Source organism: Pseudomonas sp. AC229, from assembly GCF_979254655.1.
In genome coordinates, this window is the sequence record NZ_CEEDHK010000017.1 from 1 (window position 1) to 14,233 (window position 14,233).

The following is a 14,233-nucleotide window of genomic DNA, read 5'->3' on the forward strand; positions in this document are numbered from 1 at the left end:
GCGGTAGTTCAGTCGGTTAGAATACCGGCCTGTCACGCCGGGGGTCGCGGGTTCGAGTCCCGTCCGCTGCGCCATATACGAAACCCTTGGATCGAAAGGTCCAAGGGTTTTTTATTGGCTGCGATTTAATGATTGGCCGCTTGGGTTCGTTCATCTGTTAGTCATCTGCGGGTTTTAGGCTTGGCCTTAACCCGAACGAAAATAGAGCGAGCACAAGCAAATGGACGAGTACCAAGAAGAGTTGTTGGAATACCGCGCCGCTGAGCAGGATGAGCCGGCTGAATTAGTGGAAGACGCTACAGAGCTTTAAATCTGCGCCGGCTTCCCCCCTCACCCTAGCCCTCTCCCCGAGGGGCGAGGGGACTAAAAGCAAATCGCGTTAGTCAGCAGAAAGGCGATTGGCTCCCCTCGCCCGCGAGCGGGAGAGGGGCTGGGGGTGAGGGCCGGGCAAAACGCGTTCACCCCGCCTTACGCTGCGCCTTCCTGAACTCCCCCGGCGTCTGCCCATTCCAGCGTTTGAACGCCCGTTGGAACGCCTCCGCCGAAGCGAATCCCAGCAGATACGCAATTTCTCCAAACGCCAATTCCGTGTCACGGATATACGCCATGGCCAGATCGCGGCGGGTGTCGTTGAGGATGGCGCGGTATTGCGTGCCTTCCTCTGCCAGCTTGCGCCGCAAGGTCCAGGTCGGCAGTTGCAGGCGGTTGGCGACTTCCTCCAGGTCCGGCTCGCGGCCGTTTAGCAGCGGCCCGAGCAACTGGCTGATGCGCTCGCGCAGGCTGCGGGTGCGGGTCAGTTGCTCCAGTTCTCGCTCGCAAATGTCCAACAAGTGCCGCCACGTGCTCGGGCAGTGTTCGGGGTTGCGCAGTGCGAGCGTGGCCTGGTTCAGGCGCAGTTGGTTGGTGTCGCTGGCGAACTCCACGGCGCAGCCAAACAGCTCGCCGTAGCGTTCGGCATAGGGCGTGGCGGGGAATTCGATGTCGACTTTTTCCACGTCCAGACGCTGTCCGGCCAACGCGCCCAGTTGCGCCGCCCAGCCGGCCAATACCGAGTCGACGACGAAGCGGTTGTAGGCGTTATAAGGGTTGATCGAGTAGAAGCGCAGCCAGGCGCCACGGGTGTCTTCGTGAAAGCTCGATTGGCCACGGTAGTTGTAGGCGTACAGCGGCTCGAAGCGAATCAGGGCGCGGGCTGCCTCGCGCACGGTCGGGGCTTGCGCGGCGGTGACGCCGGCCAACCCAACCTGGCTGAGACGGGTGTGCACGCCCATGCTCAAGCCCAGTGCCGAGTCGCCGGTCAGTTGAATCGCGGCATGGCCCAAACGCATGTAGCGCGGAATCGACAACCGCGCCCGCGCCTCGGCCAGGCGCGCCGGGTCAAGCCCGTATTGCTCCAGCAACGGCAGCGGATCATGCCCGGCATGGCGCACGGCATCTGCCAGGCCATGCACAAAGCCGACCGACAAATCCCCCAGCCGAACCCGTACCGGCTTCATGGCCTACAGCCAAATATTCAGCAGCCGGCCACCGGGCCCGCCGCTGTCGTCGAGCGTGCTCACGGCCTGGTCTTGCATCAACAGGCTCTGGCCATCGCTGCGCAGGTTCCAGAACTGGCCATGGAGAAAAACCGTCATGCCCAGGCGTGCGCTGCTGCCGTCCACTGGCGGCGCCGTATGGGTTTCGTTATGGCTGATCTGGAACGCTGGAACGGCGAGCACCTGCACGCCTTGTTTGCTCAGCTCGGCAAACGCATCGGCGCGCTCGCTGTCGCTGCCCAGCACCACAGCCAAGCGTCCAGCCGGTGTGTCGATTACCTGTGGCGCGTTCGGCGCGGCGGCGATGAAACCTAGCTCATCGGCGCTGGGAAAGGCCTTGCGTTGAGGCTGCCCCAGCGGCTCGCCGTCGCTGCCAAACACCAGGCTGACGTTGTAGAGCGGGCCGCTGCCGACCACCAATTGGCCGTCTTCCACGCTCGGCTCGGGCAGCACGATCGAGCCGGCCACCAAGGTGATGCCGAAGTCTTTGGCCAGGCCGCCAAACACCGTTTGGTAGTCGCGCGCCATGTGCTCGCCCTTCATGCGCAGCAGGGCGTCGTGCAAGCGGTTCTCACCTTTGGCGAACAGCAGCGCGCGGCTGAGTTTCAGTGGATTGCTTGCTGCCAGCCAGGCCATCGCGCTGTTGACCGTGTGCGCCTGATACACCTCGACTTTCTCGCCGCTGATGACCAGGCCCGTGCCGATATGTTCGGGCAGCACGGCGACAGTTTTGCCATTGAGCAAGCCCGCTTCGTTGGCTTTGTGCAGGTAGGCGGCGAGCTTCAAGCGCAGCAAGTCGGCGCTGTGGTAATCGCCGGAATACAGCAGCGGCTGAATGCCCAGCAGGTTGCCGCTGGTGCCCGGCTGGCCCTGATTAAGCGCCACTTCGCTGCGAAGGTCGGACAGGTAATGGGCCTCGGACGGCAAATCGGTCCACAGCGCATAAGCGCCCAGCAGAACGATGGTGGAAGAGGCGAGGGCGTTGCCAAATAGTCTGCGCATGGTCGTCGGGGTGTGAAATTAGGCCATAAGGGTAGGGGGCCGAACCGCGCTTGCCAAGTCGCGCTGCGCGTTTGGATCAATAACTTGTCACTTTGGATCATTGAGAGGGCGCGGCGCGCTCTTTATCGTCTGCTCACAACTGACCGCCGCCCACGCTTTGAACACAAAGCCGGATTCATGAGGCAGCGGCATTCCGTGCATTAACCCTCGATGTGGAGCTATCTATGACCGCCGCTCAATTCCCCCACCTGTTGGCCCCGCTGGACCTGGGTTTCACCACCCTGCGTAACCGCACGCTGATGGGCTCCATGCACACCGGGCTGGAAGAAAAACCGGGCGGCTTCGAACGCATGGCGGCCTACTTCGCCGAGCGCGCATTGGGCGGCGTCGGCCTGATGGTCACCGGCGGCATCGGCCCGAACGTAGAAGGCGGCGTTTACTCCGGCGCGGCCAAGCTGAGCACCCCGGAAGAAGCCGAGCAGCACCGCATTGTTACCCGCGCCGTGCACGAAGCGGGCGGCAAAATCTGCATGCAAATCCTCCACGCCGGCCGTTATGCCTACAGCCCGAAATCGGTAGCGCCGAGCGCCATTCAAGCGCCGATCAACCCGTTCAAGCCCCATGAGCTGGACGAAGAGGGCATCGAAAAGCAGATCGCCGATTTCGTCAATTGCTCCAGCCTCGCCCAGGTCGCCGAATACGACGGCGTGGAAATCATGGGCTCCGAGGGGTATTTCATTAACCAATTCCTCGCCGCCCACACCAACCAGCGCACCGACCGCTGGGGTGGCAGCTACGAAAACCGCATGCGCCTGCCGGTGGAAATCGTGCGCCGCGTGCGAGAAGCGGTAGGCCCGAACTTCATCATTATTTACCGCCTGTCGATGCTCGACCTGGTGGAAGGCGGCAGCACCTGGGACGAAATCGTCACCCTGGCCAAGGCCATCGAAAAAGCCGGCGCCACCATCATCAACACCGGTATCGGCTGGCACGAAGCGCGTATCCCGACCATCGCCACCAAAGTGCCGCGCGCAGCGTTCACCAAAGTAACGGCCAAACTGCGTGGTGAAGTCAGCATTCCGCTGATCACCACCAACCGTATCAACACCCCGGAAGTGGCCGAGCAAGTGCTGGCCGATGGCGACGCCGACATGGTGTCCATGGCTCGCCCGTTCCTCGCCGACCCCGAGTTCGTCAACAAGGCCGCTGAAGGCCGTAGCGACGAAATTAACACCTGCATCGGCTGCAACCAGGCCTGCCTGGACCACACCTTCGGCGGCAAGCTCACCACCTGCCTGGTCAACCCGCGCGCCTGCCACGAAACCGAGCTGAACTACATTCCCACCGCTGCCGTGAAGAAAATTGCCGTGGTCGGCGCCGGCCCGGCGGGGCTTTCTGCTGCCACCGTGGCGGCCGAGCGCGGCCACAGCGTGACCCTGTTCGACTCGGCCAGCGAAATCGGCGGCCAGTTCAATATCGCCAAGCGCGTGCCCGGCAAAGAAGAGTTCTACGAAACCATCCGCTACTTCGGCCGCAAGCTGCAAACCACTGGCGTCGACCTGCGCCTGAACACCCGCGTCAGCGTTGAAGACCTGGTTAACGGCGGCTTTGACGAAATCATTCTGGCCACCGGTATCGCCCCGCGCACGCCGGCGATTCCAGGCATCGACAACCCGAAAGTGATCAACTACCTCGACGCCATCTTGCAGCGCAAACCCGTCGGCCAGAAGGTGGCCGTGATCGGCGCTGGTGGCATTGGTTTCGACGTGTCGGAATTCATCGTTCACCAAGGCGACGCCACCAGCCAGGACCGCGATGCGTTCTGGAAAGAGTGGGGCATCGACAAAGCCCTGGAAGCGCGCGGCGGTATCGCCGGCATCAAAGCCGAAGTTCACGCCCCGGCGCGTGAGGTGTTCCTGCTGCAACGCAAGAAAAGCAAAGTGGGCGATGGCCTGGGCAAAACCACCGGCTGGATCCACCGCACCGGCTTGAAAAACAAGAATGTGCAGATGCTCAACAGCGTCGAATACCTCAGCGTCGACGACGCCGGTTTGCACATCCGCATCGCCGAAGGTGAGCCGCAGCTATTGCCGGTCGACACCATCATCATCTGCGCCGGCCAAGACCCGCTGCGTGAACTGCAGGAAGGCCTGGAAGCGGCCGGGCAAGTGGTGCATTTGATTGGCGGCGCGGACGTGGCGGCGGAGCTGGATGCCAAGCGCGCAATCAACCAGGGTTCCCGTTTGGCTGCAGGGCTGTAATCCACCGCGATTTGCTCCCTCTCCCGCTTGCGGGAGAGTGCTGGGGTGAGGGCAGCGATGTTCGTCTCCCCAACAATTCTGGATTCCGAATCGTCGGACCGCCGCCTGCGCGGGAATGACGGTGGTTTCTTTTGGATTGCCGTCATCCCCGCTCCCACAAAATCCAAAAACAAAAAAGGAGTTGCCATGACCACTTCCACCCTCAGTTCCAACCCCGCCGTCACTGCTGCCCTCGAGCAGTGGCATCAGATGATCGCCAGCAAAAACCTCAAGGCCTTGCCCGAGTTGCTCGACGCCAAGGCGGTGTTTCGTTCGCCCATGGCCTACAACCCGTACGAGGGCGCGCAGGTGGTCAACGTGATTCTGAACACGGTGATCCAGGTGTTCGAAAACTTCGAATACCACCGCGAACTGGTCAGCGACGACGGCCTGAATGTGGTGTTGGAATTCAGCGCCACGGTCGGCGCGCGCCAGCTCAAGGGCATCGACATGGTGCGCTTCAATGAAGACGGCAAAATCGTCGACTTCGAGGTCATGGTTCGCCCCATGAGCGGCCTGCAAGCGCTGGGTGATGAGATGGGCAAACGCCTGGCGCCGTTCCTGGCCAAGGCCAAAGCCTCGGCTTAATGCCGCAAACCTGACCGCTTGTACCGATTCCGTCACACTTTCATGTCAGCGCCTGCTCACCAGGCGCCCGGCATGGGTGACTGCCAACCCAGTCACATTGCCGTCGATACTTTTTACCCTAGACTTGAGCCAAATGTAGGAATACGCCTACTTTCTCGCCGTGCGCGCAGAAAAATTCGAGCGTATTCATAAGCGCGAAAGTCGCCATGTATCTGGCTTAGGGGTTCGTTGATGAGCATGCAGATCAAGCCGCAAATGGTTGAAGCCGTGATGTTCTTCAGTGAACGCGGCATCTGCAAAGAAATGCTGTACCCCGAATTCGAGGCCTTGCTCGACGGCGTGGTCAACATGCCCGAGTTCAGAGATCAGCAAATGCGCGTGGCCTACGTGCTGATCAACCCACGCTTGCTGGTACGCGCGGCGGTGTTTTTCTTCCTCGACTTCGACGAACGCGGCTCGCCCGATAGCGGCTGGAACATTCCGCTGCGCCACCTGGCCGAGCGCTCTGGCCGTGGCCCGGACCTGGGCGCCGGTCCCATCCGCCTGGCCTGCCGCAGCCAGTGCCCGGTGTCGTGGCATCAAATGCACTTGTGGGACCCGAGCTTGGTGCCGGGTCAGAACGATCTGGTGCTGCTGCGCGATACCGTGCGACGTAATCAGCTCGGCTTGCTGGTGGAAGACGACTCCGGCCAGAGCGTTGCCCCGGAGCGTCTGCAACTGGCGCCAGAGGATCAGTGGCACGCGCCGGATCCGGCCAAAGAAGCCGCTGACCAGATGGCGGAGAAAATCGAGCAGGAACACCGCCTCAAAACCGCTCAGCTCATCAAGCAGCAGCGCCTGCGCATCAGCAGCCAAACCCAGCAGTACGAAGAAGAGCTGGCCAAGCTAAAGCTCGCCGCCGCGCAAGACACCCAGACCATGCTCGGGCAGATTCAGAGCCTGCATCAGGCGCTGCGCCAGCAAGAAGAATTGAACGTCAGCCTGAAATCGCAGCTGGCCGCCCAGGCCGACACCTTTCAGAAAAACCGCGAGGAAATGACCGAGCAACTGCGCGCCATCGAGCGTCACGGGCGTGCCGAGGCGGATATTCTGCGCGCTCAATTCGACAGCGAGTTGCAAGCGCGAATTTCCTCCGCTGTGGTCGAGTACAAAGAGCAGATCGCCATTCGCGACGTCGAGCTGGCCTACCGCAACGAACTGGATACCCAGCTCGAAGAAGAAGTCGAGCGCCTCAAGAAAGAGCGCGACGCCTTTGCCAGTCAGGGCGGCGAGCAGATTCTGGAGCGCCTGTCGAAACTCGGCGTGGTGTTTGTGGTGTACCACCCGGGCGCCGGCCACTTGACCATTCCGCTGCAAGACATCGCCCGCTACCAAGACAACCCCATGGCCTACGCGGCGGCCAAATGTTTTGTCGCCGAGCCGCAATACCGCCAGTGGCTGGCCCATTACGAAAAGCCCAGCTGCGACGCCAGCTTGCCGAACGGTGATCGCTGCGGCATTCCCCTGGACCGCATCGATACGCCGAGCCGCTTTGTCATCGGCGATTCCAACTGCTGCGCCCGCCACAAAGCCGGCGCCCGCCTGCGGACTGTCAGCTAACCCTTGTCCCTCGACGTTTCCGATTGGTCACCCCAGGCGCCGCTTCAGCGCCTGGTCACGCCATGGCTGCACGAAGCCGGCGTTGATGTGGCCGTGCTGCGCCTGGATGAAATCGACCCGCTGATCAGCGGCAACAAATGGTTCAAGTTGCGCCACCACCTCGACGCCGCTGCGGCGGCTGGCGCACGCGGGGTGATCAGCCTGGGCGGCGCCCATTCCAATCACTTGCATGCCCTGGCCGCTGCCGGCCAGCGCTTTGGTTTCGCCACGGTGGGTCTGCTGCGCGGCGATGCGCTTGACACTCCGACCGTGCGCGACCTTCAAGCCTGGGGCATGACGCTTCATTGGCTTGGCTACGGCGGCTACCGGCAACGGCATCAGCCGGATTTTTGGCAACCGTGGCTGGCTCAATACCCCGGCTTCTACCCGATTCCCGAGGGTGGTGGCGGCTTGCCCGGCGCGCTGGGTTGCATGAGCCTGCGCGAGATGGTGCAGGCGCAGCTGGCGAGCATCGGCTGGGATGACTTCGACGCCTGGTGGCTGGCCGTCGGTACTGGCACCACGCTGGCCGGATTGGTGCTGGCTGAGGGCGGCCAGCGCTTGGTGTACGGGGCGTCGGCGGTGCCGGAGGGGCATGGTGTGGAAGCTAACCTTCGGCACATCTTCGAGCAGGCTGGTTACACAGGTGACGGGTACGACGTGCTGCAAGCGAGCCGAGCAGGGTTTGCTAAGGTCGATGAAGCGCTAACGGCATTCATCAGCCAGACTGAACGCGAGGGCCAATTGCCGTTGGAAGCGATTTACACCGGCAAGGCGCTAATGGCGTTGCGCCTGCACGTGGCGGCCGGTAACGTGGCGCGCGGCACTCGCCTGCTGTTCGTCCACACTGGCGGTTTGCAGGGCCGCCGCGCCACGCCAGTGAACATTGCCCGCCCGTTGCACCAGCCCTTTCATGAGTAGCCGCCTTCCATGAGTGAACCCCTGAACCTTGAGCAACTGCGCAGCCTGACGCCGCTCAACGTGCTGTCGGAACAGCAGTGGCGCGAATTGCGCAGCCAACTGGTGCCGCAGCCGATGCTGGCCGGGCAGCTATTGTTCAGGGCGGGCGACCAGGCGCGGGTTACGTATTTCCTGCTGGCCGGCGAATTGGTATTGACCGACGCCGACGGCCGCAAGCAGCGCTTGCAGGCCGGCAGCGAAGCCAGCTGCCATCCCGTGTCACCCAACCTGCCGCGCCTGCACGAAGCACGGGCGCTCACCGACATCAGCATTCTGGTGCTCGACAGCGCGACCCTGACGCGCCTGCTGACCTGGCGCCTGGCGTACCAAGATTTGTTGCTGGAGCTGGGCCAACGCGGCGGCGATGTCGAGTGGCTGGAGCGCCTGCTGCAAAACCCGCTATTCGCCAAAGTGCCGCCACCCAACGTGCGCGCCATGCTCGACCGCTTGCAGCGCCTGGAATTGAAAGCGGGCAGCACCGTGCTTAGCGAAGGCGAAACCGGTGACTGCTGCTTTTTCCTCAACAGCGGCCGCGCGGAAGTGATGCGCAGTGCCGGCAGTGAAAAGCAGGTACTGGCCGAACTGGAAGAGGGCGCCTGCTTTGGCGAAGAAGCCTTGCTCGCCGACCAGCCGCGCAACGCCACGGTGACCATGCTCGAAGACGGCGTGGTGCTGCGCCTGGACCGCCAGGATTTTTTCTCCCTGCTCAAGGCGCCGATTGTCGACGAGGTGTCATTCGGCGAAGCCGCGCGGCTGCTATCGGCCGGCGCGCAGTGGCTGGACGTGCGCCTGCAAGAAGAATACGAACGCGGCCACGCCCTGGAAACGCTGAACATGCCGCTGCAACTGCTGCGGCTGAAGGCGCGGCTGCTGGATAAAACCCGCACCTATCTGTGCTACTGCGACAGCGGTACGCGCAGCACCAGTGCGGTGTTTTTGCTCTCGCAGCTGGGGTTTAACGCTTATGCGTTGCGTGACGGGTTGAATGCGTTGCCGGCGGTGTTGCGTGACGGGTTGTTGTGTGAAAGCGGCTCGGGGTATTTGGCGCGGTCGGGGGGGAGGACGGAGCGGAGTCGGTAGGGTTTTTTTGGGTTCGAGGTGCGGTCGGGAAGCGAGGCTGCCTGAACGAGCCTGGATTCCCGCTTTCGCGGGAATGACGGAGGTTTTTGTAGAGAACACCGTCATTCCCGCGAGAGCGGGAATCCAGAATTTCGAGTCGAGCGGTGATGCCTCGGCGAACGACGAGAACCAAGCCCCTTCACCCACCCCGCCGCGGCCACCCATCCCCCACCAAAAAAACCCGCTCCGCCTCCCGCCAATCCCCACTCCCATCTCGCTCAAACCGCACCAACAACTGCGCCTGCGCATCCACCTCCAGCTCCCCCAACCACTGCGCAAACCGCTCAGCCGTCCACACCGTCTCAGCCTGTTCCCGCGCCGGCGCCAGCCAGGTCTGCCGGGGAATCGGCTGCCATAGCCCGGTTCCCTCATGCTCAGCCGCAAACGCGGCCCAGTCCTTGCGATGCAGCCAACGTCCACGCAAATGCTCGCGCAGCGCGCCAGCGGGCGGCTGGCTGTGGCCGGGCCAGGGGTAGAACAGATAACCCGCCAGCCACAGTTGCGGCTGCACGTTGGCAATGCCAAGTTCGGCCAGCGCCGCCTGCGCTTGTGGCGTGGCAGACAGCGGCAGTTGGTGGTCCAGCAAATGGCTGAGCTTGCGCGCCAGGCGGTCCTGGCTGCCAGGGCCGAGCCATTCGTGGGCGTTGCGGCCATCGCCGTGTTGCGGGCCGAGGTAGAGCTTGATGGCCAGTTCCTGGTGGTGCACGCCGTCATCGTCTTGCAGCAGCAAATCCAGCTCACCCAAGGTATGCCCGCCCTCGCGAATCGCCAGGTTGGCGGCCAGCAGTTGCACGCCGGGCGCGGCCATCAGGGCGAATTGCCAGAGGCGTTCGTAATACAAACCCAAACGCCGGATGCTGTGTTGCGCCAGCCACGTGCTGAGCGCAGCAGGGTCGCGGTCGAGTTGTTGCAGCCAGTCGGCCAACCGCTCAGGCGCGGCGGCCCAGGTGCTGGCGGTTAATGGATGACGTTGCCGGCAATGCGCCGGGTCCATGAGTGGCGGCGACAGCAGCACCCAGGCCAGGTCGCGCACGGCGGGCTGGTGCAGGTGCTGGGGCAGGGCGGTGAGCGTGGGAAAAAGCGTCATGGTGCGAGCATAGCGGGTCGCTGGGGTGAAGTGCGCCTTGGTTTGGCCCGCCGCTTTCGCCCATAATTGAACTCACCTCTCTGGATAGAGGGCGTCTTTTTCATTTTCTGCCAGCGTCTGCCAGGAGCCTCATGGAGCAATTTCGCAATATCGGCATCATTGGCCGCTTGGGCAGTTCGCAGGTGCTGGACACCATCCGCCGCCTGAAAAAACTGCTTATCGAGCGCCAGTTGCACGTGATCCTCGAGGACACCATCGCCGAGGTGTTGCCTGGCCATGGCCTGCAAACCTCGTCGCGCAAAAGCCTGGGCGAAGCCTGCGACCTGGTGATTGTGGTCGGCGGCGACGGCAGCATGCTCGGCGCCGCGCGCGCCCTGGCGCAGTTCAATGTGCCGGTGCTGGGCATCAACCGGGGCAGCCTCGGTTTTCTCACCGACATTCGCCCCGACGAGCTGGAAAGCAAAGTGGCCGAAGTGCTCGACGGCCAGTATCTGGTGGAAAACCGCTTCCTGTTGCAAGCCGAAGTGCGCCGTCACGCCGAAGTGATCGGCCAGGGCGATGCGCTGAACGATGTGGTGCTGCACCCCGGCAAGTCGACGCGCATGATCGAGTTCGAGCTGCACATCGATGGCCAGTTCGTGTGCAGCCAGAAGGCCGACGGCCTTATCGTCGCCACGCCCACCGGTTCCACCGCGTACGCCTTGTCGGCAGGCGGTCCGATCATGCATCCCAAGCTGGACGCCATTGTGGTGGTGCCGATGTACCCGCACACCTTGTCCAGCCGCCCGATTGTGGTGGACGGCAACAGCGAGCTGAAAATTGTCGCCTCAAAAGACATGCAGATTTATCCGCAGGTGTCGTGCGACGGCCAGAACCATTTCACCTGCGCCCCAGGCGACACGCTGATTGTCAGCAAGAAGCCGCAGAAACTGCGCCTGATTCATCCGCTGGACCACAACTATTACGAAGTTTGCCGGACCAAGTTGGGTTGGGGCAGTCGCCTCGGGGGCGGTAACGACTGATGGAACTTGATCCGGCGCGCGGGTATGACTTGATTGGTGACGTGCATGGTTGCGCGCACACCTTGGCGCGCCTGCTCGACGGCCTCGGTTATCAACGCCAGGGCGGCGTGTGGCGTCATCCGCGGCGTATGGCGATTTTCCTCGGCGATATCGTCGACCGTGGCCCGCGTATTCGCGAGGCGCTGCACATGGTGCACGATATGGTCGAAGCGGGTCAGGCGCTGTGCATCATGGGCAACCACGAATTCGACGCCCTCGGCTGGAGCACGCCGGCGCCGCCCGGCAGCGGCCGCCAGTTCGTCCGCGAGCACACGCCGCGCAACGCCCGCCTGATTACCCAAAGCCTGGCGCAATTCGATGCCTATCCCAACGAGTGGCGCGAATTCCAGCGCTGGTTTTACGAGCTGCCGCTGTTTATCGACGCCGGGCATTTTCGCGTGGTGCACGCCTGCTGGGACGCCGGCCTGATCGACTCGCTGCGCACTCAGCACCCTGACGGGCGCGTCGATGAAGCCTTTATCCAGGCCTCGGCGGTGCCCGGCAGTTTTGCCAACAAAGTGTTTAGCCGCTTGCTGCGCGGCACCGATATGCGCCTGCCCGATGGCCTGACGCTGACCAGCGGTGACGGCTATACCCGCGCGTTCTTCCGCACCAAATTCTGGGAAGAAGACCCGCAAACCTACGGCGATATCGTCTTCCAGCCCGACGCCTTGCCCGAAGACGTGGCGCGCACGCCGCTAACCCCGCAAGAGAAAACCCAATTGCTGCGCTACGGCCCGAAAGAGCCGCCGCTGTTTGTCGGCCACTACTGGCGCAAAGGCCGGCCGGCGCCGATTCGGCCGAACCTGGCCTGCCTCGATTACAGCGCCGTGCTGTACGGCAAGCTGGTGGCGTATCGCATGGATCAGGAAACCCGCATCGATCCGAATAAATTCGCCTGGGTAGACGTCGAGCGCCCGGAGGTTCCCGTTGAGTAATACGGCATCGAGCAGTAACGCCATGAACCCGGTTGAAGTGTTGCGCCTGCCCGTGAGCGTCAATCTGGCCGGCTTCGTTCAGCTATTGCAGCGCTTGCAGGTGCCGCACCGGGTGAGCGAGGAGTCGGGCGAGCAGGTGCTGTGGGTGCCCGGCGAGCAGTTGGCGGCGGATGTGCGCGGTTTGTATCAGCAGTATCCGGACGGCGATCCCGAGCAGCGGTTGCAGTTGCCGGAGCAGGAAAAGCCGGTGAAGGTCGGGTTTGTCGCGCAGCTGCGGCAGAGCCCGTTGACCACCTTAATGATGGTGCTGACGTTGATCGTCGCAGGCATCACCTTGCTGGGCGACAACTTCGACGCCATCCGCTGGCTGAGCTGGATGGATTTTCACGTGTCCGGTGAGTACGCCACGTTTGTTCCCTGGCCTGACACCCTGGCTGCCGGCCAATACTGGCGGCTGATCACGCCGATCTTCATCCACTTCGGCATTCTTCATCTGGCCATGAACGGCATGTGGTATTGGGAGCTGGGGCGGCGTATCGAGTCGTACCAAGGCGGCTTCGCGTTGCTGGGCCTGACGCTGCTGTTCGGCCTGGCCTCGAACGCGGCGCAGTTCTGGTGGGCAGGCCCGTCAATTTTCGGCGGTCTGTCGGGCGTGCTCTACGGCCTGCTCGGCCACTGTTGGATTTACCAATTGCTGGCCCCAAATCGTGCTTACCACTTACCCAAAGGCGTGGTGGTGATGATGCTGATCTGGCTGGTCATCTGCATGAGCGGCATCACCGAGGTGGCCGGCATTGGCGCCATCGCCAACGGCGCTCATGTCGGCGGTCTGGTTATGGGCTGCCTCACCGGTCTGTTGGGCGGTGCACTGGCGCGCCGTCGTCGTTAAACTGCGACTTTGTTTTTGGAGGCGAATATGTCGTCCTTTGCTGAAATGATTGAAAACATCACCCCGGATATCTACGAAAGCCTGAAGCTGGCCGTGGAAATTGGTAAGTGGTCGGACGGGCGCAAGCTGACCCAGGAACAGAAAGAACTGAGCATGCAGGCGGTTATCGCCTGGGAATTGCAAAACCTGCCGGAAGACCAGCGCACCGGCTACATGGCCGTGCAGGAATGCAGCTCGAAATCGAAAACCGTGCCGAACATTCTGTTTAAGTCGGACGCTATCCATTGAGTGAATTGGGTCGCGGTGCCTTGAGCAAAATGGCCGCCCGCCTGGGCGCGCCGGTGCAGTACGCGTTTCGGTTGGGTGATGACGAAATTCCGGTCAACCCGCTGATCGGCAAGACCCTGCGGTTGGAGTATTTGGGTGCGATTCACTGCAGCCACTGCGGGCGCAAAACCAAAACCAGCTTCAGTCAGGGGTATTGCTACCCGTGCATGACCAAGCTGGCGCAGTGCGACACCTGCATGATGAGCCCCGAGCGTTGCCACCATGAGGCCGGCACCTGCCGCGAGCCGGAATGGGCGGCGCAGTTCTGCATGACCGATCACATCGTGTACCTGGCCAATTCGTCGGGCGTGAAAGTGGGCATCACTCGCGCCACGCAGGTGCCAACCCGCTGGCTCGACCAGGGCGCCAGCCAGGCGCTGCCGATCATGCGGGTCAGCACCCGCCAGCAATCCGGTTTCGTCGAAGATTTGCTGCGCACCCAGGTGGCCGACAAAACCAACTGGCGCGCCTTGCTGAAAAGCCACGCCGCGCCGGTCGAACTCAAGGCCGTACGCGAGCAGATATTCGCCGCCTGCGCCGAAGGGATGCTCGGCTTGCAGCAGCGCTTTGGCTTGCAGGCGATTCAGGCGCTGACCGACGTTGAGCCCATCGAGATCACGTATCCGATCGAGGCGTACCCGGCCAAGATAACCAGCTTTAATCTGGATAAAGACCCCATCGCCGAAGGCACGCTGCTGGGCATCAAGGGCCAATACCTGATGTTCGATACCGGCGTTATCAATATCCGCAAATACACGGCCTACCAACTGGCCGTGCATTCCTGAACGT

General features: G+C 62.6%; 13 protein-coding genes. 10 read left to right on the top strand and 3 right to left on the bottom strand.

Going from position 1 to position 14,233, the window contains the following annotated elements; translation table 11 throughout:
• Nucleotides 1-458: 458 nt before the first annotated feature.
• Together AC0IW7_RS21430 and AC0IW7_RS21435 are read right to left on the bottom strand one after the other, a co-directional pair.
• Complete coding sequence (locus tag AC0IW7_RS21430; protein ID WP_471820703.1) at nucleotides 459-1,496, bottom strand: AraC family transcriptional regulator; 1,038 nt, start codon at nucleotides 1,494-1,496, stop codon at nucleotides 459-461.
• 3 nt (nucleotides 1,497-1,499) lie between these two features.
• A complete protein-coding gene (locus AC0IW7_RS21435; protein ID WP_471820705.1) occupies nucleotides 1,500-2,537 on the bottom strand; it encodes a carbon-nitrogen hydrolase family protein in 1,038 nt (345 codons plus the stop codon).
• Between the two features lie 224 nt (nucleotides 2,538-2,761).
• Here AC0IW7_RS21435 and AC0IW7_RS21440 point away from each other — a divergent pair, with 224 nt between their 5' ends.
• From AC0IW7_RS21440 to AC0IW7_RS21460, 5 genes are all read left to right on the top strand, one after another.
• Nucleotides 2,762-4,798 carry an oxidoreductase gene (locus AC0IW7_RS21440; RefSeq protein WP_471820706.1) on the top strand — a complete coding sequence of 679 codons (2,037 nt, stop codon included), beginning with the start codon at nucleotides 2,762-2,764 and terminating at the stop codon, nucleotides 4,796-4,798.
• Nucleotides 4,799-4,984: 186 nt separating this feature from the next.
• A complete protein-coding gene (locus AC0IW7_RS21445) occupies nucleotides 4,985-5,425 on the top strand; it encodes a nuclear transport factor 2 family protein (RefSeq protein ID WP_471820708.1) in 441 nt (146 codons plus the stop codon).
• A gap of 231 nt (nucleotides 5,426-5,656) precedes the next feature.
• Nucleotides 5,657-7,024 carry a coiled-coil domain-containing protein gene (locus tag AC0IW7_RS21450; RefSeq protein WP_122497234.1) on the top strand — a complete coding sequence of 456 codons (1,368 nt, stop codon included), beginning with the start codon at nucleotides 5,657-5,659 and terminating at the stop codon, nucleotides 7,022-7,024.
• A 3-nt stretch (nucleotides 7,025-7,027) separates the two neighbouring features.
• Nucleotides 7,028-7,984, top strand: a complete 957-nt coding sequence (locus AC0IW7_RS21455; RefSeq protein ID WP_471820710.1) for a 1-aminocyclopropane-1-carboxylate deaminase/D-cysteine desulfhydrase — start codon at nucleotides 7,028-7,030, stop codon at nucleotides 7,982-7,984.
• A 9-nt stretch (nucleotides 7,985-7,993) separates the two neighbouring features.
• On the top strand, nucleotides 7,994-9,103 hold the full coding sequence (locus tag AC0IW7_RS21460) for a cyclic nucleotide-binding domain-containing protein (protein ID WP_471820712.1): 1,110 nt from the start codon (nucleotides 7,994-7,996) through the stop codon (nucleotides 9,101-9,103).
• Nucleotides 9,104-9,281: 178 nt separating this feature from the next.
• Here AC0IW7_RS21460 and AC0IW7_RS21465 read toward each other — a convergent pair whose 3' ends face one another.
• Nucleotides 9,282-10,229, bottom strand: coding sequence for a DUF1853 family protein (locus AC0IW7_RS21465; protein ID WP_471820713.1), 948 nt, complete (start codon nucleotides 10,227-10,229; stop codon nucleotides 9,282-9,284).
• 131 nt (nucleotides 10,230-10,360) lie between these two features.
• Here AC0IW7_RS21465 and AC0IW7_RS21470 point away from each other — a divergent pair, with 131 nt between their 5' ends.
• From AC0IW7_RS21470 to AC0IW7_RS21490, 5 genes are read left to right on the top strand one after another with little or no spacing between them, the layout of a single operon-like run.
• Nucleotides 10,361-11,251, top strand: coding sequence for an NAD(+) kinase (locus AC0IW7_RS21470; RefSeq protein WP_122451244.1), 891 nt, complete (start codon nucleotides 10,361-10,363; stop codon nucleotides 11,249-11,251).
• Nucleotides 11,251-12,228 carry a metallophosphoesterase gene (locus AC0IW7_RS21475; protein WP_471820715.1) on the top strand — a complete coding sequence of 326 codons (978 nt, stop codon included), beginning with the start codon at nucleotides 11,251-11,253 and terminating at the stop codon, nucleotides 12,226-12,228. Before AC0IW7_RS21470 ends, AC0IW7_RS21475 begins: the two co-directional genes overlap by 1 nt.
• Nucleotides 12,229-12,250: 22 nt before the next feature.
• Nucleotides 12,251-13,117 (top strand): rhomboid family intramembrane serine protease, encoded by an 867-nt coding sequence (locus tag AC0IW7_RS21480; protein ID WP_471820871.1) that lies wholly within the window; start codon nucleotides 12,251-12,253, stop codon nucleotides 13,115-13,117.
• Between the two features lie 27 nt (nucleotides 13,118-13,144).
• Nucleotides 13,145-13,405, top strand: coding sequence for a DUF1315 family protein (locus tag AC0IW7_RS21485; RefSeq protein WP_122451247.1), 261 nt, complete (start codon nucleotides 13,145-13,147; stop codon nucleotides 13,403-13,405).
• Nucleotides 13,402-14,229 carry a DUF2797 domain-containing protein gene (locus AC0IW7_RS21490; RefSeq protein WP_471820717.1) on the top strand — a complete coding sequence of 276 codons (828 nt, stop codon included), beginning with the start codon at nucleotides 13,402-13,404 and terminating at the stop codon, nucleotides 14,227-14,229. Before AC0IW7_RS21485 ends, AC0IW7_RS21490 begins: the two co-directional genes overlap by 4 nt.
• Nucleotides 14,230-14,233: the final 4 nt, after the last annotated feature.

Bases quoted from the DNA above. Each gene is read 5' to 3' on its own strand.
- AC0IW7_RS21430 (WP_471820703.1), bottom strand. From the start codon at position 1,496: ATGAAGCCGGTACGGGTTCGGCTGGGGGATTTGTCGGTCGGCTTTGTG.
- AC0IW7_RS21435 (WP_471820705.1), bottom strand. From the start codon at position 2,537: ATGCGCAGACTATTTGGCAACGCCCTCGCCTCTTCCACCATCGTTCTG.
- AC0IW7_RS21440 (WP_471820706.1), top strand. From the start codon at position 2,762: ATGACCGCCGCTCAATTCCCCCACCTGTTGGCCCCGCTGGACCTGGGT.
- AC0IW7_RS21445 (WP_471820708.1), top strand. From the start codon at position 4,985: ATGACCACTTCCACCCTCAGTTCCAACCCCGCCGTCACTGCTGCCCTC.
- AC0IW7_RS21450 (WP_122497234.1), top strand. From the start codon at position 5,657: ATGAGCATGCAGATCAAGCCGCAAATGGTTGAAGCCGTGATGTTCTTC.
- AC0IW7_RS21460 (WP_471820712.1), top strand. From the start codon at position 7,994: ATGAGTGAACCCCTGAACCTTGAGCAACTGCGCAGCCTGACGCCGCTC.
- AC0IW7_RS21465 (WP_471820713.1), bottom strand. From the start codon at position 10,229: ATGACGCTTTTTCCCACGCTCACCGCCCTGCCCCAGCACCTGCACCAG.
- AC0IW7_RS21470 (WP_122451244.1), top strand. From the start codon at position 10,361: ATGGAGCAATTTCGCAATATCGGCATCATTGGCCGCTTGGGCAGTTCG.
- AC0IW7_RS21475 (WP_471820715.1), top strand. From the start codon at position 11,251: ATGGAACTTGATCCGGCGCGCGGGTATGACTTGATTGGTGACGTGCAT.
- AC0IW7_RS21480 (WP_471820871.1), top strand. From the start codon at position 12,251: ATGAACCCGGTTGAAGTGTTGCGCCTGCCCGTGAGCGTCAATCTGGCC.
- AC0IW7_RS21485 (WP_122451247.1), top strand. From the start codon at position 13,145: ATGTCGTCCTTTGCTGAAATGATTGAAAACATCACCCCGGATATCTAC.